The organism is Amycolatopsis sp. NPDC089917, from assembly GCF_040684635.1.
GTDB lineage: Bacteria > Actinomycetota > Actinomycetes > Mycobacteriales > Pseudonocardiaceae > Amycolatopsis.
Map to the genome: position 1 here is coordinate 30,707 of NZ_JBFBGL010000030.1, position 25,571 is coordinate 56,277.

A 25,571-nucleotide genomic window follows, 5' to 3' on the forward strand; every position below is an offset into this window, starting at 1 on the left:
TAGACCTGGGGCTTTCGCTTTGTCCGGCCGATCTTCCGGCTGGGCCATTAATGGGCCATTAGCCGACGGGTACCGGCTGACCGCTCAGGCCATCGTCATCGTCATCCGCCTTGCCCGCCCGGTGCTGGTCGACGAGCTTCGAGAGCCGGTCGGCGATCCGTTCGTCGGCGTCGCTGGTCGCCCGCTGGTAGATCAGCGCCGCCCGCATGTCGTCATGCCCCATCCGCGCCATGAGGTCTTTGGTCGACGTGCCCGCCTTCGACGCCCAGATGTTCCCCGCGTGCCGGAGGTCATGGAAGTGCAGGCCCTTGAGCCCCATCTTCGCCACGACCTCCGTCCACTTCGTCCGCTGACTGAAGTTCGGCCGACGCACCGGGTTGCCCGCGCGCTCACCGGTGAACAGCAGCGCGTCGTGATCCGGCTTCACGAACGCGGCGAGATGCTTCACCACATCCCGCCGAATCGCCGCCGGAACGATCAGCGTCCGCACTCCTGCCCGCGACTTAGGCGGACCGACGATCAGCCCGCGACCCGGAACCTCGACCAACGCCCGCGAGATCCGGACCCAACTCCCATCCTCCGCGACGTCGCACCGCCGAAGCGCCGACACCTCACCCCAACGGAGCGACGCGAACGCGGCCAGCAGCACGAGCGCTCGAAACCGCTCCGGCATCCGCCCAGCCAGATCGAACACCTGCGGGACGGTCAGAATCGGCCGCTCCGCCGGATTCTCCTTGTCGGCGCCCCGCACCCGACAAGGGTTCCGCTGCAAGATCTTGTCTTCGTCGACCGCCGTCGTCAGGATCGCCCGGAGCAGTCTGTATGCCTTGGCAGTGACCGACTCGGACACTCCTGCCGTCAACCGATCCGCGCGCCACTGCCGAACGATCGCCGTCGACAACTTGCCCAGCTCGACGCCACCGAGATCTGCTTCGATGTGCTTCCGCAGAAGCCACCGGTACAGCTCGACAGTGCGCGGACGCAGGCCAGGTCGCTGTGTAATCCACTGGTCCGCGTAGTTCCCGAGCGTGACCTTCGCCTTCTCAGGGTCGATCCACTCCCCTTTGATGATCTGCGTTTCGGTTACGGACAACCACTGTTCGGCCGTGCGCTTGCTGGCGAACATCATCGGAGCGTTCCGCATCTGACCGTCCGGTCCCGGATAACGCGCCTGCCACTTCCCCGATGCTCGTTGCCGGACATTGCCGAAACCCCGACGCCCTCGCTTACTCGCCATGTCAGGCCGCCCTTCCGAGGTCCCGGATCACCGAAGACCGCGTGATCGGCTCGACCCGACCGGCCTGGATGAACTCCTCAAGATCAGCGACGGCGAACCGCACGTGTACGCCGACCTTGTGGAACGCCACGCGCCGCTCCGCGATCAACCGCCGCACGAACCGGACGCGCGTGTTCAGGTACTCGGCTGCTTCTTCGACTGTCAGATAGTTCTTTCCCACGTTCGCCTCCCCAGTTCCTAAGCCGCCAGCGGAGTTGCCGAAAGATCCGGCGGACTCTGCGCGGCGAGCAATGCCTTGTCGTACTCGGCTTTCCACGTGATCCGTTCCGAGATCGCGTGCATCACCAGGTGGTCCCGAGGTGGCACATTCGCGTCGCCCGAGTCGACCTTGCGCCAGACCAGTCGAGCCGGATCGGGTGCCGGTTTCTCGATCCCGACCGCCGCCAATGCCTCCAGGACAAACGCCTTCCGATCGGCCTTGTGGTCGACGAGCGTCTTCCCGGACCACTTGCGCGACACCAGGACCCGGCGCCCCGGCAGGCCGAGCGTGGTCCGTCGGTGAGCCCGTCCTTTGCAGTGCCCTGGTGTGCTCTTTCCGTTGGCGCCCTTGGGGTTGATGCCGTAGAGCAGCCACACCGCGCAGCGAGGCGAGCAGGGTGTCACCGACAGCTCAGCGTGCAACCGGTCGTGGTGATCCCTCTGCCGCGCCGTGTCGGCTTCCACGACCTCGCCCGTGGACTTGGTGAGGTACTTGGTCAGGTAGCCGATGTGTCGCCCGGCCTCTTCGGAGCCGCCGAGGATGCCTTTGGAGTGCACCTGGCGGCCGAAGGTGACCACGTGCGCCGGGTCTTCCACGGCCTCTACTGCGTCGTCCCAGTCGGTCAGCGGCTCTCGCGTGTCCGGGTCGACGAACACTCTGCGGTCGCCGTCCCAGAGCGGCATCCGGTCGACGTAGACGACGTGGTCATGGCTGGGCCACCAGACCTGGTGATAGGTCGCTTCGGTGACCTGCCGAATCACATCGTGCGGCACCGAACCCCGAATCGCCGCGTGCAGGTGAGGAGCCGCCCGCCGCTGCGGTTCCACGGTCGCGAAGTACTGCGCGTCCCAGCCGACCACGCGCCGGAGGTTCTGCCACCACCGATCCACTAGTGCGGAGAAGTGGACCGCGTCCCGAGCCGCTCGCCGATAGTCATAAGCCGATGGATCGACCGGCGAGCCATCCGACCGGACCGGGCCGTAGGTGTCGCAGGTGAGCGTGACGAACATCGACGGCCGGAACCGTCCCGCGTACTCCCGCCCGACCGTCGTCTTGGCAACCTTGCGACGAGGGAGGTTCGGCGCGTCCTGCCGCCGTTTCGTCGAGCGCTTCACCGCATTTTTCGTGGGCAGGTCGATCGAGGGGAGGCGGCCTCGCATCCCGAGTTGCCGAAGTTCGTCATCGACTCCCTGGATCTCTTCCCGCAGCTCGTCTGCCTCTGCATGGTCGCTCACTTCGCGGTAGGCCGCGACGAGGTCAGCCCGAAACGCCAACAGTTCCGTCTGCGCCTCAGTCGGCGACTCTGAGGTGATGTCGGGTTCTTCGGTCATGTGCCAGCCTTCACGGCACTGGACCTGTCGCAGCGCCTTCGCTTTCCGAGCGCACGGCAGGCAGACCGATTCGACCGTCGAGCCGCAGGGAACGGGGACGTAGCGAAGTTCGCCGGTCTCGGTGTCCCCAACCTCCATCGTGAACGGCCGGACACAGACGCCGTGCTTCTCAGCGGTCGCCTTCACCACGTCCGACGCAAGGGGCTCGCGCATCCGGGCGGCCCGTGAGTTGGCCGGCGGTGTCACCGCAGCTTCCTTGGTTCCTGTCACGCTGCCACCTCCCCGGCGCTGTTCCACTGCCGCAGCACGAACACCGGCATCTCCTGCCGCATCCCCGCAGGCAGGTCCGGGAAGGTCACTTCGTCGAACCGGACTCCGCCGTAGACCACGACCGGGATGCCACAGGGAGTCCGGCCCTGAACTTCCAAGTGCACGCTCCCGCCGTGGGGCACCCGCCAGATCGAGGCGGTCACGTTCTCCAGGGAATCCGCCCAGACGACCAGGCTCCGTGCCACGTCCGTCAGACCATCGGTATCGAGCTGGACAGACACCGGGTCCGGGCCGAACCCGACCCGCACGGACGCAACCGGTGGGAAAGCGTAGGAGTCGAGGTGATCGCGGATCGCATCGAGGAACACCAGAATGCGGTTCACGCCGCCACCTCCTCTCCACCTCGACGGACAGGAAGGTCGATCACGTGGGCGCCGCCGTTGGTGACGTAGTTCTCCAGCGTCTTGACCGTCTCATCCGGGACCCAGCCCGCGCGGACCCGCAGCGGTTCGCGGATGCCTTCCCCCCAGATGTAGCCGACGCCCGCAGCCGACTCGTCGATGCGATTTGCCCACGCGCCCCGTTCGTAAGCGCCGTCGCCGAGGACCATCCCGACATGGGTCTTCGAGGTGACGCGCAGGCACACCCGCCGGGGGAACAGCTCCCGAACCGGAACGGTGTCCTTGGTCGGTTCCTGCACATATCCGCGCACCGTGTAGCCGAGCGCCCGACCTTGAGTCGTCAGGATCGCCACCCGTTCCACGATGGCTTCGCGGGTCTTGCGATCGGTGTACTTGGTGAGTGCGCCGATCTCGTCGAACTCCAGAACCTCTAGGGGATGTTCGGTGGAAATCGGGACTTCACGGGTATGCCCGGCGAACTCGCGCTTGCGGGACTCCAGGCCGTCGAGCAGGTCGTCCAGGACTGCGATGGCTTCCTTGCCCGCAACCCCGTAGCGGGCGAAGATCCCACGCCCGTAGGCGAGTTCCATCCCCTTCGGGTCGATCCCCGAGACGCGTACCGTTCCGGCCCGGATCGCCGAGGCAGCCGACACAAGCGGGGACCACATGACGGAGTTCTTCCCGGCCCCTGTCGCCCCCGCGACGAGCATGTGCGCGCCCGGACCGGTCAGCGGCAGCCGCCAGTCCTTGCCGTACTCGGTGCGTCCGGCGAACACCCGCCGCAGATCCACGCCGTCGACGGCCGCCAGCTCAGGCAGCTCCGCACAATCCACCGAGGCTTGGAGGAGGTCGCGACGCTGGAAGTCGAGCGAGACGACGTTGGGTTCCAGCTCCCGCACCTGGCACCGCGTGACCTTGCGAGCAACGGCCAACGCGCGGGCGGCGTCGTCGAAGTCCTCCGGCTTTTGACCCGGCACGAGCCGGACCCGGACCTCATCCCACGACGGCCCCGACTTCACCCCCAGCACCTTCGGCACCTGAACCGCAGCACCACCGCCCGCAGTACGAGAGACCGCCTTCCGGCGACGGCCGACAAGGTTCACGGTGACTTCCACGGGCACGGTGCCGTCGGAGATGGACAGGCCGCAGGCGTGCAGCCAACCCGGCAGTTTCCGGGCGTAGGTGAACCAGCGCAGCCACCACGCCCGCAGGAACCGGCCACAGCACCGATCGAACGACACCACGTCGACCAGCCGCCACACCACCAGCACCACACCGACCGAACCCGCCGTGATAGCCAGCGACGGCCAGCCAAGCCACTGCCACCAGACCGCCACCGCGATCACACCGAGGCTGGTCCGCCAGTGCGTGAAGACTTGCTTTCCCAGCCACACCAACAACTTCACGGCCGACCACAAGGCGATGAAGACCACCGCAGCGGCGGCGAGGACTTCCGCGATCGTGGCGAACGCGCGGCCGAGCTTGTGCAGCAGCCACACCACCACACCGAGAACACCGCCGCCGACGAGAAGAAGACCGATCCCGTTCGCGTTCATCGGCGACCACCACCGGTCAGATCCAGCGGAAGCATGCCCCGGCAAGGAGCGCATTCCGCCTCACCGGGCAGGAGCTTGGCGAACCGCTTACAGACGGTGCAGCGCGTTCGGGTGACCCCGTCTAGCGGCCGCTTGTTGCCATCGTTTAGCGTTGTCATTGTTCACTTCCAGAGGTCGTGGACAGCGCAGGACCGGCGAGGTTTCCTAGGCCAGTTACCGGTTCTGCGCCTTACGAGACGAGGGAAGCGCGTGAGGACGTGTTTGTACGCCGCACGTCCCCACGCACGTTTTCCTACAGCTATTCAGTTCTCAGCTAGCTTGCGACTTGTTCTTCTGGATCTGCGCGGCCACCTCCTCCGCCTTCCGCTCCTCATAACCCACCCAGTAACGAAGTTCATGGTGGTGCCCTCGGTCCACATCGGACACAGCGCGGTACATGCGCGCGTTGGCCTGATGAAACTTCAGCCACGTCTCCAGGTTCGACCCCGGCTTCGGCCTGCGGGCCGATGCGACCGCGTGCGCGTCCTTCAGCGTCTGCGGCTCATTCCGGCCCGGCGTCGTCATCACGCACCGCCTTGTGCTTGTCGAGGAACACTGCCAGTTCGTCCGCGCTGTCGCGGATTTGGCGAAGGAGCCGGACGAACTCCGGCCACTCGACCGGGTCGGACGGCGGCAGGATCGCCAGGCTGTCCGGGTCGAGGTAGATCACCAAGGCCGGGTTCGCCGAACCATTGCCCTGCATCCCCGCGATCGCCTGCGGCCCCGGCTTCCACATCGCGTTGAACGCCACGGACCTGCCCTTCCTCGCCATAAGCGCGCATCTCCCACGACCGCGCGTTCTCCTCGAACCCCTCGGCCGCCGCCGTCACCGCCGCCAGTACCCACCACGGCATCTGGCCCTGCGTTGCCAGATCCCGCCATGCCGACGCCACCGCAAAGGAAGCGACGGCCGTGTCATGTGCTGCCAGGGCATCCCCACCTTGCGCGCTCCGCTGCGTCATCGCGCTGTAGTGGCGATACGCCGCCTCCCAGCTCTGGACCAGGTGCGGTGGAACCACGGCCACGCCCTGACTGCCAGGCACCCGGCCCGTCATCACGCCGCCTTGGGCGTGGACTCGGCAGTGTTGGAGGCACGGCCCGACTTGGATGCGCCACCCGATGCGGCAGCCTTGAAACCGGTCGCGCGGAAGACGTAGGACTGGTACTTGAACTCGCCCTGGCCAGCCACCTTAGGCTCAGCCGTCAGGCCCTCCAGCTCGATCGGCCGCATCCCCGGCAGCACCTCCGACGTCGTCGGCACCGGCTGCACATCTGCCAGGAACGTGACGTCGTAAGACGCGCGCTTGGAGTTGGTCTCGCTTGGGTCGGTGACCGTCGCCTTCCACTGACGCTTGCCCGTCACTTCATCGACCCGCTGACGAACAGGTCGGCCAGCAGACCTGTCCTCCCGCGACTGGTACTCGTTGTCCGGCGCGACCTCCCCGACCATCACCAGCCCCAGCGGGAACGCGGCATCAAAGTCGATCTCGAAACGGTGTCCCTTGGCGATCGCCATGTGTCTGTCTCCTGTCGTCTCTGGAGCCCTACCGGGCTTACACCTTATTAGAGGTAGTTCTATTAAGCGCTTCGCCGCGCGAGTTGTCAATAGAACTATCTCTATCAGGCCCCGTAGACCATGATGGGGTGATACCGCTAGCGTTATCGACCGACGAAGGAGGACCAGGTGGGCACTGGCTACCGCGAGCTGGCCGCGATCCTGCGAGACGCGATCCAGCGGGGCGACTACGCCCCGGATACCACGCTGCCCAAGCAAGACGAGCTGGCCGACGAGTACGACGTCAACGTCAACACCGTTCGCAAGGCCGTTGGGGTCCTCGAAGCCGAAGGACTGGTCACGCCGATCAGACGACGCGGGACAGTCGTTCGCGCACGCCCGCCCATGAAGCGCCTGGGCAAGGACCGGTACGCCAAGAGCAAGTGGAAGTACGGTGACACCGTCGCGTTCGTCGCAGACCGCGAAGCCTCCGGCCGAGACTGGAAGCCTACCGACCAGACGCAGACCGTCGCCAAGATCGAAGCTGACCGAGAGGTCGCCGACGCCCTCGGTGTCATCGTCGGATCACCGGTCTACGAGCGGGCACGACTGGTCAAGGACGCCGGCCAGCCCACCCACGTACTCACCAGCTACTACCGGCCCGCCGACGTCGAAGGCACACCCATCGTCGACCCAACTCCCGGCCCAGCCGGGCGAGGCGGCGGGTTTCTGGTCCTCACCCTGCAAGGTCTTGAGCCGGACACCATGACCGAGACCTTCTACGCGCGGATGCCGACGCCTGACGAGGCCGAACAGCTCGAACTCCCCGCAGGCGAACCCGTCATGGTCCTGCAACGCCGCACGTGCACCGAAGACGGCCGCGTGGTCGAATTCGCACGAGGCGTACACGCCGCAAGCCGCTTCTCCTGGACCTACACTTTCAAGATCCCCGACTGACCCCGGAGACCCCATGCCCGAGCGCTCGACCACCCTGCCGGAGGACCTCCGCGCCGACGTCCAGACGCTCTGGGACTACCACGACATGCACCACGAACTCCGGCCCGCCGACGTGGGGATCGGACTCGGCAGCCACGACCTCGGAGTCGCGACCTTCACCGCGGAACTGTTCCACGCCGGAATGTTCCCGCTCATCGTCTTCACCGGAGCCAACGCGCCGACCACCGTCGAACGGTTTCCGCGCGGCGAGGCGGTGCACTACCGCGAACATGCGCTTGAGCTGGGCGTACCGGATGACGCCATCCTGGTCGAGCCCGAGGCACGGAACACCGGGGACAACATCACGCTCACCCGTAAGCTGCTGGAGTCTCGCGGCATCGAGGTCGGGTCAGCCGTGCTCATCTCTCGGCCGTACCAGCAGCGACGCGCTTACGCGACCTGCAAGAAGCTCTGGCCCGAGGTCGACGTCATCTGCGCCTCGCGGCCGCTGCCTGTGGATGAGTACATCGAGAGTATCGGCGACGTGGACCGCGTCATCAACATGCTGGTCGGTGACACGCAGCGCATCACCGTCTACGCCGAACGCGGTTTCGCCATTCAGCAGGCGCTACCAAATAACGTCATAGACGCCTATGAAGGCTTGGTTAAAGCAGGTTTTAGAAAGCGCCTTCTTTGACTACGCTTAATTCATGGTTTTCTTGTTAATCAAAGCAAAACACAGGTACGTCAACTTCATTAAAGACCCCATGAGGTACGAAGCTTGCCCTTAAGGTCCTCCAACTGCGAAGCGCGCAAACTACCAAGGTAGTTTTTCAGCCGCCCTTTATCGATTGTCATTAACTGAAAAGCAAGAATTTGACTTTCGAGACGCAGCGGGTCCCCCTGAGGAAGGAGCGTCGTCACCCGAAGAGCTGGCTTAATCTTGCTCGTGATCGCAGCAACACAGACAACAGGCATAGACTTATTGAAAGAGTCCAGTGATATAACTACAGCCGGGCGCACCCCCAGCTGCTCAGATCCCCGCCCAGGACTAAAATCAACGTTATAGATCTCGCCCCTACGAGGAGGGTCAGTGGGGTACGGCACATCCAACCTATCAGTATTCAGGCCAAATCTCGGCTCCAGCTCCAAGGTCAGACTCGGCCATAAGGAAGGCTTCATCCGCAAAAAGCGAGAACTCATCCATAAGTTCTCGATCTAAAATTGGGGTCACCGTTGCCACAGGGCCAATCACGTTTGAAGTGACGGCATCGCGCACGGGAATCCGAACAAAATCTGCAAGAATAGCGTAACCCATTCGGGTCGACCGAGGCTTCTTCCGCACTCGCGGCTTGCGACCTGCAACCTTACCAAGCACGCTCGCAGAGTTTGACGAAACTGCCGTATAGAAAAGCGACTGTGGACTTGATGCAACATTTGCACTCATTCCGTCGCCTTTCCCAGAATTTCGTCGTATCGTCGCTCGATATCTTGCAGAACGCCCACCAGTTCGCCTAGGCGTTCACGTGTCAGGAAAAGGTGATCATGGACCGTTACCGGAATCTGACCACCCAACTCTTCAATCTGACGCCTTGTGTCTTGCGCATCTCCACCGATAAGCAAGGGCGGAGAGATATGTCCGATCAGTAGATGCACGCCATCCGGCCTGCCGTTGACCGGTGCGCCGATCTGCGCGATAAACTGGTTGGCAACCTGCACTGGCACGTCGGCAGCCTGCCCCCAGTTGGTCCGCACCTGCACTTCAGCAGGTACACCCTCGTCAGGCTGCATGCCCCTCACTCCCGTCACGCCTTCCAGTGTGCCACCCCCAAGAAGGCCATAGCGACCTGACGAGACCACAAGCACCCTCACTGTTCGCAATCAGCCCGACGCACCTACTTGCGACCAGGCTACGGCAGGTGGGTCGTTCACTATAGCGCCTTTCGGATACCACGCTGAGTAGCCAATAGGCACCATCAGTCACCCGAAGGGGCAGGCCTCCTTGCAAAGACATCGAATCGACACATCGAGTGGTCGGCTCTGGCCTGATCGCCAGCGAAAGCGGCCACCAGGCCCCTTCAACGACACGCTGCCTGCCGAACTTGGCTCTATGGGATCAAGGCGCCGCCAGCGGCGGCGCGCACGTCACCGACCGTACGGCGGGCTTCGCCCCATGGCGGACGCCGGCCTCCCGCTCCGCTCCGGCCGGCGCCGCCGGGCGAGCCCGCCGACGAGGCAGCACCGCACAGCGCGCCGCCACCGGGAGCCCCATGGAGCACGACGTCAGATCACCCGACGCACCTGACCGCGTGGCAGTGGTCACCGGTATCCCTCGCTGCTCAGCGTCTAACACCGTGCCGATCGCATCAAGGCGGGAAAGCGTGCCTTGACACGACCGACCCGGCGCTAGAGACGGCAGGGGCGAGGGAAGCGGAGCGAACAGGCACAAAGACGCAGGTAGAGACACTGCGCGTTGGGCCATTAACGGGCCATTCAGAGGGGTCAACCACGGTCAATTGCGGCCACCCCGAGCAAGCGCCGCCCGCAGGTCAGGGGCACTTTCCAGCATGATCACCCTGCTTCCCAAGCTGAATACGCGGGTTCGATTCCCGTCATCCGCTCTCTTGCGAAAGCCCCAGGTCAGTGGATGTCCACTTTAGACTTGGGGCTTTCGCTTTGGAGTCCTTGATGGCTGAGTCCCTCCCGGGCGATCTCCGCGCCGACGTCCGGACGCTCTGGGACTACCACGACCTGCGCCACGAACTCCGGCCCGCCGACGTCGGCATCGGCCTCGGCAGTCATGACCTCGGCGTCGCGACCCACACCGCGGAACTGTTCCATGCCGGGATGTTCCCGCTCGTCGTCTTCACCGGGGCGAACGCGCCGACCACCGTTGAGCGCTTCCCGCGCGGGGAGGCGGTGCACTACCGCGAGCACGCGCTCGAGTTGGGCGTTCCGGATGACGCGATCCTGGTTGAGCCGGAGGCACGGAACACCGGGGAGAACGTCACGTTCACTCGACGGCTGCTGGGATCTCGTGAGGTCGGATCGGTCGTTCTCATCTCGCGGCCGTATCAACAGCGGCGCGCTTATGCGACGTGCAAGAAGCTCTGGCCCGAGATCGACGTCATCTGCGCTTCGCGGCCGTTGCCGCTGGATGACTACATCGAGGGCATCGGGGACCTGGATCGGGTCATCAACATGCTTGTCGGTTACACACAACGGATCACCGTCTACGCGGAACGCGGTTTCGCCGTCCCGCAAGAGATCCCGCGCGACGTCGTAGCAGCCTACGACCGCTTGGCCCAGGCGGGATTCAGAAAACGCCTAATCTATTGAGGGATAAGGTAATCCTGGCGTTCGGGACCCCTCCCCGCACGCCGGGGTTAGCTTCCAGAGCGTGAGAGGGAAGACGAGCGACAGCACGGCGGGTGTCTTGCTGACCGTCCTGGCGGGATCACTGATACTCCCGCTGTTGCTGTTCGGCGGCGTCTTCCTCATCATCGGCCTGAACGCGGGCAGCGACCCAGGGCCGTACACGGTCGTTTTCGCCAAGGCGGGTGACGAATGCGGCGCGAAGGGGCAGTACCTCGACGCGTCCACCGGCGCGCCCTTGCAATGCATGGGGCCTGGAGGGTTTCGGACGGCTTCGCTCGACTTCCCGGGTTTCTCCCGAGCGCAGAACGACGAAGTCCGCCGCTGGCTGACGACGTTGGCGGACGATGGCGAGCTGAGCGTCTTCGATCACCGGTCGGTCCAGGCGAAGATCGACGGGATCGCGGCCGGTTTGCCGCCGGGGGCGCGCGTCGAGCCGGAGTCCGGGGCGACGAAGATTCGGATCGGCACGGCTTTGACGGCCGCCGGGCTGGCGCTGGTTTCCGGTTTCGCCTGGCGGTGGCGCGCGAACCGTCGGACCGGTTATTGATTTCCCGCCGTTGTTACGGTGCAGGGCATGGAGATCCGGGAGTTCCGCGACGAGGACTGGGCGCAGGTCTGGCCGATCGTGCGCGAAGTCGTGCAGGCGGCGGACACATACACCTACGACCCGAACCTCACCGAGGACGACGCCCGCGCGACATGGGTCGAGAAGCCGCCGAGCCTGACGCTGGTCGCGGTCGAGGACGGCCGCGTGCTCGGCACGGCCAAGACCGGGCCGAACCGCGGCGGGCCCGGGGCGCATGTGTCGACGGCCAGTTTCATGGTGGACAAGGAAGTCCGCGGCAAGGGCGTCGGCGGCGCCCTGTGCGCGCACGTCCTGGATTGGGCCAGGGCACAGGGTTTCGCGGGTATGCAGTTCAACGCGGTCGTCGAGTCGAACGTCGCCGGGCTCCGGATCTACGAACGGCTCGGGTTCGAGATCGTCGGGACGGTGCCGGGCGCGTTCGAGCACCCGACGCTGGGGCGCATCGGGTTGCACGTCCTGTACTGCGACTTCGGACGAGGCTGAGGCTCAGCCTTCGACGAGTTCCCAAGGGGCGCCGGCGCTCGGCCGGTCGTACACCTGGCCGGGCGCGGCGCTCAGCACCAGCGCGACGTCCGGGTACAGCGTGACGGCGTGCTCCATTTCGAGCGCTTCGACCTCGAAGTCCTCGTTCTCCGGTACCTGGAAACCGACGAGCAGCCAGCTGCCGTCGGCCTCGCGGACGACCTGGCGCACGGCGCGGGCCGGGGCGGCGGGGTCGGTGGAGATCTCGGCGAGTTCGGTGCTCACCTGGACTTCTTCCAGCGGCGAGCCCGGATGCGTCCACGCGGCGAGGCGGGCGGCGCGCACCAGGAGGTCTTCTTCGTCGTCGTCCGAGTCGGCGACCGAGCTCAGCAGCCACGCGCGCCGCTCGGAGTCCCAGTCGGCGGCCATGCCGGTGGGGAGGCCGGCGAGCGCGGTGAGTGCGGGGATGAGCTCCACCGCGTCCCGCAGCGGCAGCGCGCCGAAAGCGTCGCGGTTGAGGTCCATGTCCTCGGAGAACTCGTTGCCGTCGCTGATGAACCAGTCACCGTCGTCGTCCAGCACGACGAACGCGAGATTCGACGGGTCCTCCACGAGCGACCGCGAGATGATGACCGGCGATTCCGGATCCTGACGCAACGGCCAGTTCTCGCTCGACATGCTGGGCTCCCAACGGGGTTGTCCGGCTGTGGGGCACCATCCCACCATCTCCGGCGCCCTCGCCGTGAACCGGACCGCCGGAAGGGCTATTCGCTGAGGTCGTACTCGTCGACGTCCAGCGCGGCGGCGGCTTCGGTGAGGAACGCGATCACGGCCGGTGACAGATGCCAGCCGAATTCCTCGGCGCCGTCGCGGTGGTGGAAGTAGCGCACCACCTGCAGCACCGCGCTCGCGCCTTCGTCCACCAGCTTCCGGATCCCCGGGCGCACCGGGGCGAGCCTGCCGATCAGGCCCTCGATCTGGTCGTCGACCGGACCCGGACCGCGATGCGTCACCTTCCAGGCGTGCATCCTCGGCAGCCGGTGCTGGGCGGACCTCGACCCCAGTACCTGGGCCTCGTCGGGCGCCATGCCGAGCCGCGCGGTGATCTCCCCGGCGGACACGGTTTCGCTCTTCAAGGCGAAGTAGCAGTACTGGTGGACCTTCATACGCCCGGCACCCTAGCTTTCAGGCAGGCTGACCAGGTGAAACGTGATCAATCGCTTATCGAACGTCTCGCGCGGGAGCGCAACGTCTGGTTGTGCACGCTCCGCGCGGACGGCTCGCCGCATGTCACGCCGGTGTGGTTCGTGTACCTCGACGACGTCTTCTGGATCGGCAGCGGCGAGCGGAACGTCAAGGTGCGCAACGTCGACGGCGATCCGCGCGTCAGCCTCGCGCTGGAAGACGGCGACGCGCCCGCGGTCGCCGAAGGCCTGGCACAAGTCCACCGCGGGGCTCTGCGCGAAGACGTTCTCGCCGCGCTGGCGGCGAAGTACGACGGCTGGGCGGCGGGCGAGGAGGTCGAGCCGTTCGGCGCCAGGGTGCTCCTGGAAGTGCCCGTTAAGCGGTGGCTGCTCCGGGGTGCCGCCCAATAGTCTGGAAAGTCCGATACCGATCTTGGGATGGACGATGCTGACCGGTGAACTGATTCGCTTACGGCCGCTGGAACCCGAGGACGCGGACACGCTGTGGCGCTGGCACAACGACCCGGAGGTCACACGCTGGCTGACCGCGGACCATCCGGAATCCCTTGCTCAGATCCGCGAACGCTTCGCCAAACGGGAGCCCAACAGCTACGAAAGGGCGAACTTCGCGATCGAGAGCCTCGCCGTCGGCACGCTGATCGGCACCTGCACGCTGCGCGACGCCACTCCGGAACAGGGCCGTGCCGAACTCGACATCTACCTCGGCGAGAAGGATCACTGGGGCGGCGGCTACGGCACCGACGCCATGCGCACGCTCTGCCGCTACGGCTTCGAAATGATGCGGCTGCACATGATCGCGCTGTGGGTCGTGGTCGACAACGAGGCCGCGATCCACGTCTACAAGAAGCTCGGGTTCCAGATCGACGGCAGGCATCGGCAGTCGTTCCGCGGCCAGAACGGCGAGTGGCACGACGAATACCTGATGAGCATGCTCGAAGGGGAACTCCTCTAACCGTCGAGGCCTTTCGTGAGCCTGGCGGGTGCCTTCATCCGCCAGGCTTCCTCGATGAGCTCACTCAACTGCGCCGTCTCGACCTTCGCCAGGTCGACGAGGATCGCGCCGTAGCCGTCGTAGTGCGGGGTGATGAAGTACGCGGGGTCGCCGGAGGCCAGCAGGGCCTCCTTCTCCGCGTGCTCGCACAGCAGCATCAGCCCGCCCTCGGCCTCGGTGCGCAGGCGGGCGAAGTTCTTGCCCGCGACCTTGAGCGACGGTGTGCGGTACGAAGTGGACTCCTCGACCTCCGGCAGCCTGCCCGCCAGGTCCACGACTTCTTCCCAGGTGGTCATGGCGGACATTGTGCCCTGGGTCACTGACAAAACCGCCCCATGAACGTCATGAAAGGGTCGTTCAGGACGAAAAACGTCCTGAACGACCCTTTCATGACACTCGCGAGCGGCTACGGCAGGACGGTGATCCGGTCCGCGGCCGGCGGAGCGATGCCCGGGTGCGCCCCGAAGTACGCGATCAGCGCGTCCAGGTCCACCGGACCACCGGACAGGTTGGTCCCCTTGGTGAACTCGGTGAAGCCGTCCCCGCCGGCGGCGAGGAAGTTGTTCACCGACACGCGGTACGACGCCGCCGGGTCGATCGGCGCGCCGTCGAGCGTCAGGTTCGAGATGCGCGAACCCTGGGCCGCCGACGCCGAGTACGAGTACTTCAGCGACTTCGAGATCTGCAGCGTGCGCACGATCCCGTTGGCCTGCCACTGCTGTTCGAGCACGTTCTTCAGGTTCGCCCCGGTGAGCGTGATCGTCTGCATGATGTTCGCGAACGGCTGCACGGCGAACGCTTCGCCGTAGGTCACGACGCCGTCGCCTTCACCGGCGGGCGAGGACGCGTAGGTGAAGTCCGTGCGGATGCCGCCCGGGTTCGTCATGGCGATCTGTGCGCCATTCGACCTCGTGGCCTCCAACTGGGCATCGGCGATGACGTCGCCCAGCGGGGACTCGCCGGAGGCCGCGCCCTTGGCGACCAGGTCGGCGGTGATGGTGCCGACGGCCTTGTTCGCGATCGGCGCGGCCTTGGTCTTGGCCTCGTCGATCAGGTCCTGCACGCCGCGGTCCGGCTCGACGTCGCGCGTGACGATCTCGTTGTGCGCCTTGGTCTCACCGCGCACGACGTCGCGCGTCCGGCGGTCGATCTTCAGGTCGACGACCGACAGCAGACGGCCGAACGACGCGCCCTGGATCACCGGACGCGGCTTGCCGTCCGGGTCGTTGATCACACAGTTGTACTGCTGGTGGCTGTGCCCGGTGAAGATCGCGTCCACTTTGGACGTCACCTTCTGCGCGATGGCGGTCGCCGCGCCCGGCTTGACCTTGCATTCGTCCGGACCGGCGGTCTCGGAGTTGTCGCCCTGGTGCAGCAGCACGACCTGCGCCTTGACGCCGAAGAGGTCGAGCAGCTTGGCGGTGCGGTCGATCGCCTGGACCTCATCGCCGAACTTCAGGCCCTTGATCGCCTCCGGGGTGACGACCTGCGGCAGGTCCTTCAGCGTCGCGCCGATGACGCCGATGGGGACGCCGCCGGAGAACTCGATGCTGAACGGCAGCAACGCCGGGAAGCCGTTCTCGTAGTACACGTTGGACCCGAGGAACGGGAAGTTCGCGCCCTTGAAGGACTTCCGGAACTGGCAGCCGTCGGTCGGGTGGCAGCCGCCGTTCTGGATCCGGCGGAGTTCCTTGAGGCCCTCGTCGAATTCGTGGTTGCCCACCACGGAAGCCCGGACGCCGAGCTGGTTCAGCAGCTCGACGGTGGGCTCGTCGTGGAACAGCGCCGAGATCACAGGCGACGCGCCGATGCTGTCACCGGCCGACAAGACGACCGAGTTGCGCGCTTCACTCCGGAGCTTCTTCAGATGCGTCGCGAGGTACGCGGCACCACCCGCGTTGACCGTCCCGCCGCCGGGCAGCGTGACACGGCCGCTCGAACCGGACGGCGGTTCGAGGTTGCCGTGCAGGTCGTTGAACGTGATGATCCGGACGTCGGTGGTGGCCGGCGCGGCGGACGCGGGCACGGCCACGGCACCCAGCGCGGTCAGCGCGGCGCCGACGGCGACGGCCAGCCGGGTAGAGAGCTTCATTCTTCCTCCGATTCGCACGCGGGAGTCCCCATCGGGTGCACGGCGGAGGAGTCTGCCTGGCGGAATTGACCTTCACCAGAGGAAAAAGCAGGACGATAGGCAAACGTCACATGGCATGTGAGCTGCGGTCTAGGCACCGCCGGCGGCGACGGGGAGATGAAGACGCTCACGCCGCCGGGTGACGTCGTTCGGCATCGGCTCCAGGTCACCCGTCGCGATGAACCCGAGCCTCAGGTACAGCCGCCGCGCCCGGTCGTTGTCCTCCGCGACGTGCAGCCACACCTCACGCGCGCCGTCGGCCTCGGCGGCCGACCGCACCTCGCCCACCAACTTCGCGCCCAGCCCCTGGCCGCGGGCTTCGGCCGCGACCCACATCGAGTACAGGATCCAGTCGCCGTCGCGGGCCCGGCCGGCGACGAGGCCCACCGCGCGGCCGTCGTCGAAGGCGGCGAACCAGGCGTCCCCGGCCAGTTTCGCGAGCCACTCCTCGTCGGACTGAGCCCGTTCGGCGGCCGCGATCGAGCCGTAGTTCTCGGGGGTGTCCGTCAGGGCACGCAAGCGGACGTCACGGAAGGCGTCGAGGTCTTCGGGGGCCAGCCGTCGCACGATCAGCATCGGGGCAGAATCCCACGTCCGCCGGTGGACGTGGGAGCGAATATCGCCGATCGGCCAAGATCGGGATCAGCCACTTGGCCGATCCGGCCCCGTCCGCCGCGGCCCTTCGACCGAAGTGGCGGGCCCCCCGGGATCCATAACGTCCTTGTCATGACGAACGCACAGGTCACCGCCCTGCAGTACGGCTTGATCGGCTTCTTCGCGCTGTGGGCGACGGTGCTGATCCCGCAGCTGATCGTCCTGCACGCGCGGCACGGCCGGGTGCGTCTCCGTCCCGTCCTGACCATGGCCGCCGTGCTGCTCTACGCCACCATGACCCTGGCGGTGACCTTCCTGCCGCTGCCCGGGCCCGGCGTCGAACGGCTGAGCCAGACGGTGCAGCTGCACCCGTTCCAGTGGATCACCGACATCCACACCGAACTGCTCAAGCACGGGCTGCCGATGGCCGACTGGTTCACCACCCAGACCTTCCAGCAGGCCACCATGAACGTGCTGCTGTTCGTCCCGCTCGGTTTCTTCGCCAGGACGCTCTGGAAGCGCGGCCTCATCGGCACGACGCTGATCGGTTTCACCGCTTCGCTGCTGATCGAGATCACGCAGCTGACCGCGAACTTCGGCACCGCGCCCTACGTCTACCGGATCTTCGACGTCGACGACCTGCTCAACAACACCGGCGGCGCGATGCTCGGCTGGATCGCCGGAGCCCTGCTGCTCAGCCTCGTCCGGAAGCCCGTTCCTTCAACGGTCGAGATGCAGCCGCTGCGCCGCGAGCGGATCGACCTCGCCCAGGTCCGCTAGCCGCGCCCGCCGCCGCTGGGCCGCGCGCCGCGCGGCCCGCCGGTCTTCCGCGATCACCAGCACGGTGGCCACGACGAAGATCAACGCGACCAGGCCGAGGATGAGCGAGAGCTGCAAAACGCCTCCTCGAATACGACCTTGTGTGCGAGATCACAAACAGTACGCAAATCGTGGTGAATTGACCACCCCTTGAGACGAAAGTGGGTGTCGCAGGTCACGCGGGGTTCGCCGAGAACCACGTCCGGTCGTCTGCGCACCAGCGTTCGAAGACCAGCCCCGCCCTGGTCAGAGCGGTGTCGAGCGCCGCCGAACCCAGCCGGCGGCAGGTGAACGCCTGGGTCCACCTTCGGTCGTCCGCCGAGTAGCGGACGACGGCCGACAGCAGTTCCCCGTGTCGGACGACCTGGCCGAGCCGGACGTCGACCTCGCCGATCCGGCCGCCTTGGCCGTCCTGGACCGACTCGAACCACTCGGGCGGATGCCATTCGACGAGCACGCGCCCACCGGGCGCCACATGCGCGCGGGCGGTGGCCAGGAAGGCCGCCCGGTCGGCGTCGAGAGTGGTGTTGATCAGGTGGCTGCCGAGCAGCACCGCGTCGAAGACCCGGCCGAGCCGCAGCTCCTCGATCTTCGAGCACACCTTCTCGGCGCGGACGTGGGCGAGCATCTCCGGCGAATCGTCCACGGCGACCACGGGATGCCCCAGGGCCAGCAGCGCGTGGGTGACCCGGCCGACGCCGCTGCCGAGCTCCAGGATCGACGCGCCCTCCGGGACCGCGGCGTGCACGATCCCGGCCTCGCCGTCGGGCGGCAGCAGCCGGTACACCTCCACCGGACAGCCGTCGGCCGTGAACGCCCCCTGATCCATACCCGCCAGCGTGCCGGAAACTGAACCGGTGAGGACGAAACCGACCAAGGACGAGCTGGCCGCCGCGTACGGAAAGACCATCCCCGACGTCATCGCGCCTGGCCTGGACGTGCTGTTCTGCGGGATCAACCCCGGTCTCTACTCCGGCGCCCTCGGCCTGCACTTCGCCAGGCCGGGGAACCGGTTCTGGCCCGCGCTGCATCGCGGCGGCTTCACCCCGCGCCTGTTCGACCCGAGCGAGCAGGACGAGCTGCCCGGACTCGGCCTCGGCATCACCAACGTCGTCGCGCGGACGACGGCGCGGGCCGACGAGCTGACGCCGGACGAGTTCCGCGAGGGCGGACGGCTTCTCACGGCGAGGGTCGCCGAGTACCGGCCGCGCTGGCTCGCCGTCGTCGGGATCACGGCGTTCCGGACCGCGTTCGGCCTGCCGAAGGCGAAGATCGGCCCGCAGGACGGCGAGATCGCCCACGCGCGTGTCTGGGTCCTGCCGAATCCGAGCGGGTTGAACGCGCATTGGACGCCCGCGGCGCTCGGGGACGAATTCGGCCGCTTCCGCGCCGAGGTCCACTCTGAGTAGCGAACGCGCCAAGATCTCCCGTTGGCGCGCTCGATAGAGCCAGTGATCCACAACCAGTCGATACGCAGAGTTTGCTGCGACGATGCGATACATCTATGAGGGGGATATCGCGTCACGCCTGCCGACCTACTGACTCGTAATAGTTACGAGGTGTCATCTCTGTCCGGTCCCGCAGGGGGGACCGGTTGACGAGGGCGACCACGCCGGAGGGGCCGTGGTCGCCGAATGGACTTCTGTCCTCTCGTCCGGAGATGACGGGCAACAAAACGGAGGGGTCCGTGATGCGAGGGATCGAGCCGAACCGAACGCAGGCCGGCAGGCCTGGCGGACTGTCACCTGGCGGCCGCGGCCTCGGAGTGGCCGCCGTCGATCCGATCCCGATCTTCTGCGAGGGCCTGAGCTCACTGGTCCATCGCACGCCGGGACTGCACTGGCTCGGGCACGCGGCGAGCCATCACGCCGCGCTCCAGCTGTGCGAACAGCTCAAACCGGACGTGATCGTGCTGGATTCGGCGCTGGACCCGAACTGCCATCTGTCCCGGTTGCTCAGCGGCGGCGACCCGGCGCTGGTCATCATCACGATGATCCGGGACACCAACCGCACGCAGCAGTACCTCGCCGCGGCCATCGCGGCGGGCGTGCACGCGATCGTGCCGCGGGCGACGGACGGCCGTCATCTCACCGAGGCGATCCGGCGCGCGCACAGCGACCGCCGCTACATCGACCCGACGCTGGCGGCGCTCACGGCGAGGCCGAAGCGCCAGCCCGTGCTCCCGAAGCCGGGCGACGCCCCCAAGCCGGCGACCGCGCGCGGCCTGATGCCGCTGTCCCGCCGCGAGTACCAGGTCCTGCAACTGGTCGCCGAGGGGCTGGAGAACTCCGGGATCGCGAAGATCCTGTTCCTGTCCGTCGAAACCGTGCGGACCCACGTCAAAAGCATCTTGCGCAAGCTTTCGGCCCGCGACCGGACACACGCGGTGACCATCGCGTTCCGCTCCGGGATACTGGTCACGAACCCCGACGACGCGCACAGCCCGGCCGAGGCGCCTTCGGCCTCTTCGATCGCGCCGTCACCCCGCTGAACCGGCACCGGGACCCCCGTATTGCTGATTTACACATCACAACAGTGGCCATTCACTTGCCGCCGGTTACCCACAGGTAATATCCTGAAGTTACCGGCGAGTAGGGGACGTGTGCCCGGCCGGGGAGCCGAACACATTGGAGTGACGAAATGGGCCACTACAAGAGCAACGTCCGAGACCTGGAGTTCAACCTCTTCGAGGTCCTCGGCGTGCAGGACCGCCTCGGCAAGGGCGTCCTCGCGGAATCCGACGAGGAGACCGCCCGCGGCGTGCTGACGGAGCTGAACAAGCTCGCTTCCGGTCCCCTCGCCGACTCGTACGCCGACGCGGACCGCAACCCGCCGGTGTACGACCCGAAGACCTTCTCGGTGAAGATCCCCGAGTCGTTCAAGAAGAGCTACCAGGCGCTGATGGACGGCGAATGGTGGCGGCTGGGCCTGCCGAACGAGCTGGGCGGCTTCGGCCTGCCCCCGACCGTGCAGTGGGCCGCGGCCGAGCTGATCCTCGGCGCCAACGCGCCGCTGTTCATGTACATGGCGGGCCCGAACTTCGCCGGCATCGTCGACAAGAACGGCACCGACGAGCAGAAGCGCTGGGCGCAGGTCATGATCGACCGCGGCTGGGGCGCCACCATGGTGCTCACCGAGCCCGACGCCGGTTCCGACGTCGGCGCCGGTCGCGCCAAGGCCGTCAAGCAGGAGGACGGCTCCTGGCACATCGACGGCGTGAAGCGGTTCATCACCTCGGCCGAGAACGACATGGTCGAGAACATCATGCACCTGGTGCTGGCCCGTCCCGAGGGCCCCGGCGTCGAGACCAAGCCCGGCACCAAGGGCCTTTCGCTCTTCCTCGTGCCGAAGTTCCACTTCGACGGCGAGACCGGTGAGCTGGGCGAGCGCAACGGCGCCTTCGTCACCAACGTCGAGCACAAGATGGGCATCAAGGCCTCCACCACCTGCGAGCTGACCTTCGGCCAGCACGGCACCCCCGCCAAGGGCTGGCTGCTGGGCGAGGTGCACGACGGCATCGCGCAGATGTTCCAGGTCATCGAGTACGCCCGCATGATGGTCGGCACGAAGGCCATCGCGACGCTGTCGACCGGTTACCTCAACGCGCTCGAGTACGCCAAGGAGCGCGTCCAGGGTTCCGACCTGCCGAACATGCTGAACAAGGCGGCGCCGCGCGTCACGATCACCCACCACCCGGACGTCCGCCGCTCGCTGATGCTGCAGAAGGCGTACGCCGAGGGCCTCCGCGCGGTGTACCTCTACACCGCGACCTTCCAGGACCAGGTGTGGACCGGCGAGGGCGACGAGGCTTCGCAGAAGGTCGCGCACGGCGTCAACGACCTGCTGCTGCCGATCGTCAAGGGCGTCGGCTCCGAGCGCGCGACCGAGCAGCTCGTGCAGTCGCTGCAGACTCTCGGCGGGTCGGGCTTCCTGCAGGACTACCCGATCGAGCAGTACATCCGTGACGCGAAGATCGACTCGCTGTACGAAGGCACCACGGCCATCCAGTCGCTGGACTTCTTCTTCCGCAAGATCGTCCGCGACAAGGGCGCTTCGCTGGCCTACGTCGCCGGCGAGATCACGAAGACCATCGAGTCGGAGATCGGCAACGGGCGGCTCAAGAACGAGCGCGGACTGCTCAAGCAGGCGCTCGAAGACACCCAGGGCATGCTCGGCTCGCTGATCGGCTACCTGACCTCGTCGCAGGAAGACCCGCAGAACATCAACAAGGTCGGCCAGCACACGGTCCGCCTGCTGATGTCGGTCGGCGACCTGCTCATCGGCTGGCAGCTCATCAAGCACGCCGAGGTCGCCATCGGCAAGCTCGACGCGGGCGCGTCGGCGAAGGACACCCCGTTCTACGAGGGCAAGCTCGCCGTGGCGTCGTTCTTCGCGAAGAGCGTGCTGCCGGAGCTGACGTCGCGCCGCGCGATCGTCGAGGCCGCGGACAACAGCCTCATGGACATCCCCGAGGCCGCGTTCTAAACGGTTTAGTGACGAAGAGCCCTCTCCGATGCGGAGAGGGCTCTTCGTGGTTTCGAGGGTGTTTGCCGGGGGCATTTCCGTGCTGAGTCCGCCCGTCGGCGGACACCTCGGCAAAGGAGTTCTTCAATGACAGTCACCGGCATCATCATGGCGATCGTGGTCGGGCTGATCCTCGGGGTACTCGGCAGGTTCTTCGCCCCCGGCAAGCAGTCCATCCCGATTTGGCTGACCATCGTCGTCGGCGTCATCGCCGCCTTCATCGGCACGGCGATCGCCCGCGGACTCGGCTACGCGGACACCGACGGCTTCGACTGGCTCGAACTGATCACCCAGATCGTCATCGCCGCCATCGGGGTCACCCTGGCCGCGAACCTCTACGGACGGCGTGGTGTCACCCGGTAAGGGGTCTTGAAGCGCGACTAACCGCTTTCGGTGTCACCGTGGGAACCAACTGATTCTCCAGCGAAGGAGGAACCATGCTGGGTGGCCTTTGGGGCATCATCACCACGATCGTGGTGGGCCTGATCCTCGGTGTCATCGGCCGGATGCTCGCGTCCGGCGATCAGAAGATCCCGATGTGGCTGACGATCGTCGTCGGCATCGTCGCCGCCTTCATCGGCAACTGGCTGGCAGGCGTGTTCGGCGTCCGCGACACCCCGGGCATCGACTGGATCCGGCACGCTTTCCAGGTCGGCGCGGCGGTCGTCGGCGTGATCGCCGCGTCCGCGATCTACGCGAAGGTCAAGGGCGGGCACCACGCCGCCACCTGAGGACAGGGCTACGGTCGGCCCCTGTGACCACTCGACTCGAACTCAGTGGCCAGGGGCTGACTTCCCTGTCCGGCGTCGCCCTTCCGGCGTCGCTCGAACATCTGGACCTGTACGACAACCGGTTGACTTCCGTTCCCGACGACCTCTGGTCGCTTTCGGGGCTCCGGGTGCTGAACCTGGCCACCAACCGGCTGGCCTCCCTCTCTCCTTCGATCGGCGCGCTGCGGAGGCTGCACACGCTGGACCTGGGGCACAACGAGTTCGAGACTCTCCCGGACGAGCTCGGCGAGCTCTCCGGCCTGACGGAATACCTCTACGTGAGCGACAACAGGCTGACCGAGTTCCCGGTCGCGCTGTGCTCACTCGGACGGCTGAAGTACCTGGGATGTACGGACAATCGCATCTCCATCCTGCCGGACGACCTTTCCGGGCTGGCCTCCCTGCGCGAACTTCGCCTGTACGGCAACGGGTTGACCGAAATCCCGGAATCGCTCGGGACGCTTTCCACGCTGCGCGAGCTGCATTTGCGGAAGAACCGGCTGACGTCCTTGCCGTCCTCACTCGGTGACTTGAGCGAACTACGCCAGCTGGACCTGCGCGAGAACCGGCTCACCTCGCTGCCGTCCTCCCTCGCCCGGCTGTCCAAATTGGACAAGCTGGATCTGCGGTGGAACAAGGACTTCCGGGAGCCGTCGTGGCTCGCGGACTTCGAGGCCCGAGGCTGCATGGTGCTGCGGTGAAGCTCAGGCGCAGATGACCGCGGTACGCGGCGAGTAGGTCGCGTTGCGGGTTTCCCGGCGGACCTCCGTGCCGGTGACGACGTCGACGAGCACGCGGGTGTCCGAGGTGCTGAACCCGGCCGCGCCCGGATCCGGCACGCAGCCGGGCCCCGAACCGATCCGCACCGGCTGGGCGACGTAGGAATGCCTGTCCCCGCCGACGCTCTGGACCGAAAAGCGTTTCGTGCCCCAGATCCGCACGGTCACCGAGCCGTTGGCGGGGATCACCTGGATCGCGATGCCGGTCGGGGCGTCGTTGACGATCTGCATCTCGACGGGCGAACCGTCGTCGTTGATCGCCTTCACGTCGCGCGCGACCGGATAGCGGTCCAGGTAGTGGTCGTGCTCCAGGTGTCCGCCGTCGGCCAGCCCGGCCAGGTACGCGGCGTTGTAGAGCGTCGTCGCGAGCTGCGAGACGCCGCCGCCGACCACGACCGGCCCGGTGCCGTCCTCGTTCGCGGGCGCGGGGACGTAGCCCGCGTCCGCCGTCCGCGCCCCGGACCGCGCGCCGAGGCTGAACGTCTCGTTCGGCTTCACGATCGCGCCCGAGACGCGGGTGGCCAGCGCCTGCGCGTTGGTCATCGCCGGGCCGCTCAGACCGGAGGTGGTGAACTCGCCGATGACCTCGTTGATGCCGAGGACGTTCGCCGCCTCGGTGCTGACGGCCGGGCTGCTGGCGTCGTAGACCGCCTTCAGCTCCCGGTCCTCGCTCTTGGCGAGTGTCGTGGTCAGCGCGGAGAACGTGATGTCCCAGTTGACCTTCCTCGCGTCCTTCGACGGCTGCACCGCCGGCCTGTCGCCGACGAAGACGATCTGCGCGTCCGCGCCGTCGGTCTCGGTCTCCTTGAGCTGCGGCTGCGCCGCGGCCCGGAGTTTGCCCTGGTCGATACGGACTTCGAGGTTGCCGTCGTCGCGCGCGGCGAACTGGAAGGAGCCCGCGATCGTGTCCGGTTTCAGCGTCGCGTCCTTGCCCTCGCCTCGGATGACGAGCGGCTTCGCGACCGCCGGGGTGACGATCTTGTCGAGCGCCGCGTGCACGCCTTGCGAGTTCGCCTTCACCGGCGCGACGTTCACCTTCAGCTCGACACCGCCGTCGCTCAGCCAGCCGTCGGTGACCGTGGTGACCGCGGCCTTGACGTCGGCGAGCGTCTGGCCCGCCCGCGGTTCGACCGCGGCCGCGGCGACCGCGCCGTCGCCGCCCGCGACGGGCCGGAAGGTGATGTTCCCTTCGATCGGCGGCCGGTTCAGCTGCCCGGCGGCGAGGTCGGACACGGCCTTTTCGAGCTTCGGCACGTCCGTCCAGGTGACGACGCCGACCTCGCGGCTGGTGAAGAACGACATCAGGCGCGTGTACGGGCTCAGCGGCTGATGCCCGGCGCGGCCCAGCGTCTGCGGCCAGTCGAGGCCGAGGCCGGACGACGTCGGGTACAGGACGGTGTGGACGTCTCCCGCCCGGACGCGCACCGGCTCGATCAGCCTCGGTTCCAGCTCACGGCGAAGCTTCGACTCGGCCTCCTTGTGCGTGAGGCCGCCGACGTCGATCCCCGCGACGGTGACGCCGCGCGGGACGTCCCCGGCGCTGACGATCAGGTCGACCGCGTACGCGAGCACGAAGAGACCCATGAGCACCCCGGCGGCCATGAGGGCCTTGCCGAGCCCCTTGCGGAACTTCGACGCGGGCGTCGGCGGTGGATGCACCACCCTGTCGCCCTGGAAGAGCTCGTCTACCAGGCCTTCGTCGTTTTCCGGTTCGTCGTCCGGGTCCGGGAGGAGTTCGTCGGTGAACAGATCGGTACCCGGTTCGTCGTGGTCATCGCGTACCAACTCTCACCACCCCTCGTCACGGG

At 66.7% G+C, this 25,571-nt stretch carries 33 protein-coding genes; 14 read left to right on the forward strand and 19 right to left on the reverse strand.

Features of this window, described 5'->3' with window-relative positions:
- Positions 1-58: 58 nt before the first annotated feature.
- From AB0N89_RS22240 to AB0N89_RS22275, 8 genes are all read right to left on the reverse strand, one after another.
- Complete coding sequence (locus tag AB0N89_RS22240; protein ID WP_364207285.1) at positions 59-1,144, reverse strand: tyrosine-type recombinase/integrase; 1,086 nt, start codon at positions 1,142-1,144, stop codon at positions 59-61.
- 94 nt (positions 1,145-1,238) lie between these two features.
- Positions 1,239-1,457, reverse strand: a complete 219-nt coding sequence (locus AB0N89_RS22245; RefSeq protein ID WP_364207287.1) for a helix-turn-helix domain-containing protein — start codon at positions 1,455-1,457, stop codon at positions 1,239-1,241.
- A 17-nt stretch (positions 1,458-1,474) separates the two neighbouring features.
- Positions 1,475-3,040, reverse strand: a complete 1,566-nt coding sequence (locus AB0N89_RS22250; RefSeq protein ID WP_364207422.1) for a replication initiator — start codon at positions 3,038-3,040, stop codon at positions 1,475-1,477.
- Between the two features lie 53 nt (positions 3,041-3,093).
- A complete protein-coding gene (locus AB0N89_RS22255; RefSeq protein WP_364207289.1) occupies positions 3,094-3,480 on the reverse strand; it encodes a hypothetical protein in 387 nt (128 codons plus the stop codon).
- On the reverse strand, positions 3,477-5,054 hold the full coding sequence (locus AB0N89_RS22260) for an FtsK/SpoIIIE domain-containing protein (protein WP_364207291.1): 1,578 nt from the start codon (positions 5,052-5,054) through the stop codon (positions 3,477-3,479). Before AB0N89_RS22260 ends, AB0N89_RS22255 begins: the two co-directional genes overlap by 4 nt.
- Positions 5,055-5,363: 309 nt before the next feature.
- Positions 5,364-5,618 (reverse strand): AMED_5909 family protein, encoded by a 255-nt coding sequence (locus AB0N89_RS22265; protein ID WP_364207293.1) that lies wholly within the window; start codon positions 5,616-5,618, stop codon positions 5,364-5,366.
- Positions 5,596-5,844 carry a hypothetical protein gene (locus tag AB0N89_RS22270; RefSeq protein WP_364207295.1) on the reverse strand — a complete coding sequence of 83 codons (249 nt, stop codon included), beginning with the start codon at positions 5,842-5,844 and terminating at the stop codon, positions 5,596-5,598. The genes AB0N89_RS22265 and AB0N89_RS22270 overlap by 23 nt, the downstream gene beginning before the upstream one ends.
- Positions 5,845-6,147: 303 nt before the next feature.
- The gene (locus AB0N89_RS22275) at positions 6,148-6,609 is read right to left on the reverse strand and encodes a hypothetical protein (protein WP_101611406.1); all 462 of its coding nucleotides are present in this window, start codon (positions 6,607-6,609) and stop codon (positions 6,148-6,150) included.
- Positions 6,610-6,777: 168 nt separating this feature from the next.
- On the opposite strand from AB0N89_RS22275, the gene AB0N89_RS22280 reads away from it, so the two are divergent.
- Together AB0N89_RS22280 and AB0N89_RS22285 are read left to right on the forward strand one after the other, a co-directional pair.
- Positions 6,778-7,545 (forward strand): GntR family transcriptional regulator, encoded by a 768-nt coding sequence (locus AB0N89_RS22280; protein ID WP_364207297.1) that lies wholly within the window; start codon positions 6,778-6,780, stop codon positions 7,543-7,545.
- Between the two features lie 13 nt (positions 7,546-7,558).
- The gene (locus AB0N89_RS22285) at positions 7,559-8,221 is read left to right on the forward strand and encodes a YdcF family protein (protein WP_364207299.1); all 663 of its coding nucleotides are present in this window, start codon (positions 7,559-7,561) and stop codon (positions 8,219-8,221) included.
- 59 nt (positions 8,222-8,280) lie between these two features.
- Here AB0N89_RS22285 and AB0N89_RS22290 read toward each other — a convergent pair whose 3' ends face one another.
- The 3 genes from AB0N89_RS22290 to AB0N89_RS22300 all read right to left on the reverse strand — a co-directional run bounded on the left by AB0N89_RS22290 (position 8,281) and on the right by AB0N89_RS22300 (position 9,315).
- On the reverse strand, positions 8,281-8,727 hold the full coding sequence (locus AB0N89_RS22290; protein ID WP_364207301.1) for a type II toxin-antitoxin system PemK/MazF family toxin: 447 nt from the start codon (positions 8,725-8,727) through the stop codon (positions 8,281-8,283).
- Positions 8,642-8,842, reverse strand: a complete 201-nt coding sequence (locus tag AB0N89_RS22295; RefSeq protein WP_364207435.1) for a hypothetical protein — start codon at positions 8,840-8,842, stop codon at positions 8,642-8,644. The genes AB0N89_RS22290 and AB0N89_RS22295 overlap by 86 nt, the downstream gene beginning before the upstream one ends.
- A gap of 125 nt (positions 8,843-8,967) precedes the next feature.
- Positions 8,968-9,315 carry a hypothetical protein gene (locus AB0N89_RS22300; RefSeq protein WP_364207303.1) on the reverse strand — a complete coding sequence of 116 codons (348 nt, stop codon included), beginning with the start codon at positions 9,313-9,315 and terminating at the stop codon, positions 8,968-8,970.
- 897 nt (positions 9,316-10,212) lie between these two features.
- On the opposite strand from AB0N89_RS22300, the gene AB0N89_RS22305 reads away from it, so the two are divergent.
- From AB0N89_RS22305 to AB0N89_RS22315, 3 genes are all read left to right on the forward strand, one after another.
- Positions 10,213-10,863, forward strand: a complete 651-nt coding sequence (locus AB0N89_RS22305; RefSeq protein WP_364207305.1) for a YdcF family protein — start codon at positions 10,213-10,215, stop codon at positions 10,861-10,863.
- A 61-nt stretch (positions 10,864-10,924) separates the two neighbouring features.
- On the forward strand, positions 10,925-11,449 hold the full coding sequence (locus AB0N89_RS22310) for a hypothetical protein (RefSeq protein WP_364207307.1): 525 nt from the start codon (positions 10,925-10,927) through the stop codon (positions 11,447-11,449).
- Positions 11,450-11,476: 27 nt separating this feature from the next.
- Positions 11,477-11,971, forward strand: a complete 495-nt coding sequence (locus AB0N89_RS22315; RefSeq protein WP_364207309.1) for a GNAT family N-acetyltransferase — start codon at positions 11,477-11,479, stop codon at positions 11,969-11,971.
- Between the two features lie 3 nt (positions 11,972-11,974).
- Here AB0N89_RS22315 and AB0N89_RS22320 read toward each other — a convergent pair whose 3' ends face one another.
- Together AB0N89_RS22320 and AB0N89_RS22325 are read right to left on the reverse strand one after the other, a co-directional pair.
- The gene (locus AB0N89_RS22320; RefSeq protein WP_364207311.1) at positions 11,975-12,628 is read right to left on the reverse strand and encodes a hypothetical protein; all 654 of its coding nucleotides are present in this window, start codon (positions 12,626-12,628) and stop codon (positions 11,975-11,977) included.
- An 86-nt stretch (positions 12,629-12,714) separates the two neighbouring features.
- Positions 12,715-13,116, reverse strand: a complete 402-nt coding sequence (locus tag AB0N89_RS22325; RefSeq protein ID WP_364207313.1) for a DUF4279 domain-containing protein — start codon at positions 13,114-13,116, stop codon at positions 12,715-12,717.
- Positions 13,117-13,152: 36 nt separating this feature from the next.
- Here AB0N89_RS22325 and AB0N89_RS22330 point away from each other — a divergent pair, with 36 nt between their 5' ends.
- Positions 13,153-13,545 carry a pyridoxamine 5'-phosphate oxidase family protein gene (locus tag AB0N89_RS22330; protein ID WP_364207315.1) on the forward strand — a complete coding sequence of 131 codons (393 nt, stop codon included), beginning with the start codon at positions 13,153-13,155 and terminating at the stop codon, positions 13,543-13,545.
- A gap of 34 nt (positions 13,546-13,579) precedes the next feature.
- The gene (locus tag AB0N89_RS22335; protein ID WP_364207317.1) at positions 13,580-14,107 is read left to right on the forward strand and encodes a GNAT family N-acetyltransferase; all 528 of its coding nucleotides are present in this window, start codon (positions 13,580-13,582) and stop codon (positions 14,105-14,107) included.
- Here AB0N89_RS22335 and AB0N89_RS22340 read toward each other — a convergent pair.
- The 3 genes from AB0N89_RS22340 to AB0N89_RS22350 form a co-directional block, all read right to left on the reverse strand.
- Positions 14,104-14,442: an MmcQ/YjbR family DNA-binding protein gene (locus tag AB0N89_RS22340; protein WP_364207319.1), complete on the reverse strand. Its 339-nt coding sequence runs from the start codon at positions 14,440-14,442 to the stop codon at positions 14,104-14,106. The two genes, AB0N89_RS22335 and AB0N89_RS22340, sit on opposite strands and share 4 nt — an antisense overlap.
- A gap of 110 nt (positions 14,443-14,552) precedes the next feature.
- Positions 14,553-16,238 (reverse strand): bifunctional metallophosphatase/5'-nucleotidase, encoded by a 1,686-nt coding sequence (locus AB0N89_RS22345; RefSeq protein ID WP_364207321.1) that lies wholly within the window; start codon positions 16,236-16,238, stop codon positions 14,553-14,555.
- Positions 16,239-16,367: 129 nt separating this feature from the next.
- On the reverse strand, positions 16,368-16,853 hold the full coding sequence (locus tag AB0N89_RS22350) for a GNAT family N-acetyltransferase (RefSeq protein WP_364207323.1): 486 nt from the start codon (positions 16,851-16,853) through the stop codon (positions 16,368-16,370).
- 150 nt (positions 16,854-17,003) lie between these two features.
- On the opposite strand from AB0N89_RS22350, the gene AB0N89_RS22355 reads away from it, so the two are divergent.
- Positions 17,004-17,651 (forward strand): VanZ family protein, encoded by a 648-nt coding sequence (locus tag AB0N89_RS22355; RefSeq protein ID WP_364207325.1) that lies wholly within the window; start codon positions 17,004-17,006, stop codon positions 17,649-17,651.
- On the opposite strand, the gene AB0N89_RS22360 is transcribed toward AB0N89_RS22355, so the two are convergent.
- Complete coding sequence (locus AB0N89_RS22360) at positions 17,592-17,768, reverse strand: hypothetical protein (protein ID WP_364207327.1); 177 nt, start codon at positions 17,766-17,768, stop codon at positions 17,592-17,594. The genes AB0N89_RS22355 and AB0N89_RS22360 overlap by 60 nt on opposite strands.
- Before the next feature lie 97 nt (positions 17,769-17,865).
- Positions 17,866-18,519 carry a class I SAM-dependent methyltransferase gene (locus tag AB0N89_RS22365; protein WP_364207329.1) on the reverse strand — a complete coding sequence of 218 codons (654 nt, stop codon included), beginning with the start codon at positions 18,517-18,519 and terminating at the stop codon, positions 17,866-17,868.
- A gap of 28 nt (positions 18,520-18,547) precedes the next feature.
- On the opposite strand from AB0N89_RS22365, the gene mug reads away from it, so the two are divergent.
- The 6 genes from mug to AB0N89_RS22395 all read left to right on the forward strand — a co-directional run bounded on the left by mug (position 18,548) and on the right by AB0N89_RS22395 (position 23,685).
- On the forward strand, positions 18,548-19,099 hold the full coding sequence (gene mug / locus AB0N89_RS22370; protein WP_364207331.1) for a G/U mismatch-specific DNA glycosylase: 552 nt from the start codon (positions 18,548-18,550) through the stop codon (positions 19,097-19,099).
- A 281-nt stretch (positions 19,100-19,380) separates the two neighbouring features.
- Complete coding sequence (locus AB0N89_RS22375) at positions 19,381-20,181, forward strand: response regulator transcription factor (protein ID WP_364207424.1); 801 nt, start codon at positions 19,381-19,383, stop codon at positions 20,179-20,181.
- A gap of 149 nt (positions 20,182-20,330) precedes the next feature.
- Positions 20,331-22,175: an acyl-CoA dehydrogenase gene (locus tag AB0N89_RS22380; RefSeq protein WP_364207333.1), complete on the forward strand. Its 1,845-nt coding sequence runs from the start codon at positions 20,331-20,333 to the stop codon at positions 22,173-22,175.
- Positions 22,176-22,301: 126 nt separating this feature from the next.
- Positions 22,302-22,577 carry a GlsB/YeaQ/YmgE family stress response membrane protein gene (locus tag AB0N89_RS22385; protein ID WP_364207335.1) on the forward strand — a complete coding sequence of 92 codons (276 nt, stop codon included), beginning with the start codon at positions 22,302-22,304 and terminating at the stop codon, positions 22,575-22,577.
- 74 nt (positions 22,578-22,651) lie between these two features.
- Complete coding sequence (locus AB0N89_RS22390; RefSeq protein ID WP_364207337.1) at positions 22,652-22,945, forward strand: GlsB/YeaQ/YmgE family stress response membrane protein; 294 nt, start codon at positions 22,652-22,654, stop codon at positions 22,943-22,945.
- A 23-nt stretch (positions 22,946-22,968) separates the two neighbouring features.
- Entirely contained in the window at positions 22,969-23,685 is a 717-nt protein-coding gene (locus AB0N89_RS22395) for a leucine-rich repeat domain-containing protein (RefSeq protein ID WP_364207339.1), read from the forward strand.
- A gap of 3 nt (positions 23,686-23,688) precedes the next feature.
- Here AB0N89_RS22395 and AB0N89_RS22400 read toward each other — a convergent pair whose 3' ends face one another.
- Positions 23,689-25,548: a VanW family protein gene (locus AB0N89_RS22400; RefSeq protein WP_364207341.1), complete on the reverse strand. Its 1,860-nt coding sequence runs from the start codon at positions 25,546-25,548 to the stop codon at positions 23,689-23,691.
- Between the last annotated feature and the right edge of the window lie 23 nt (positions 25,549-25,571).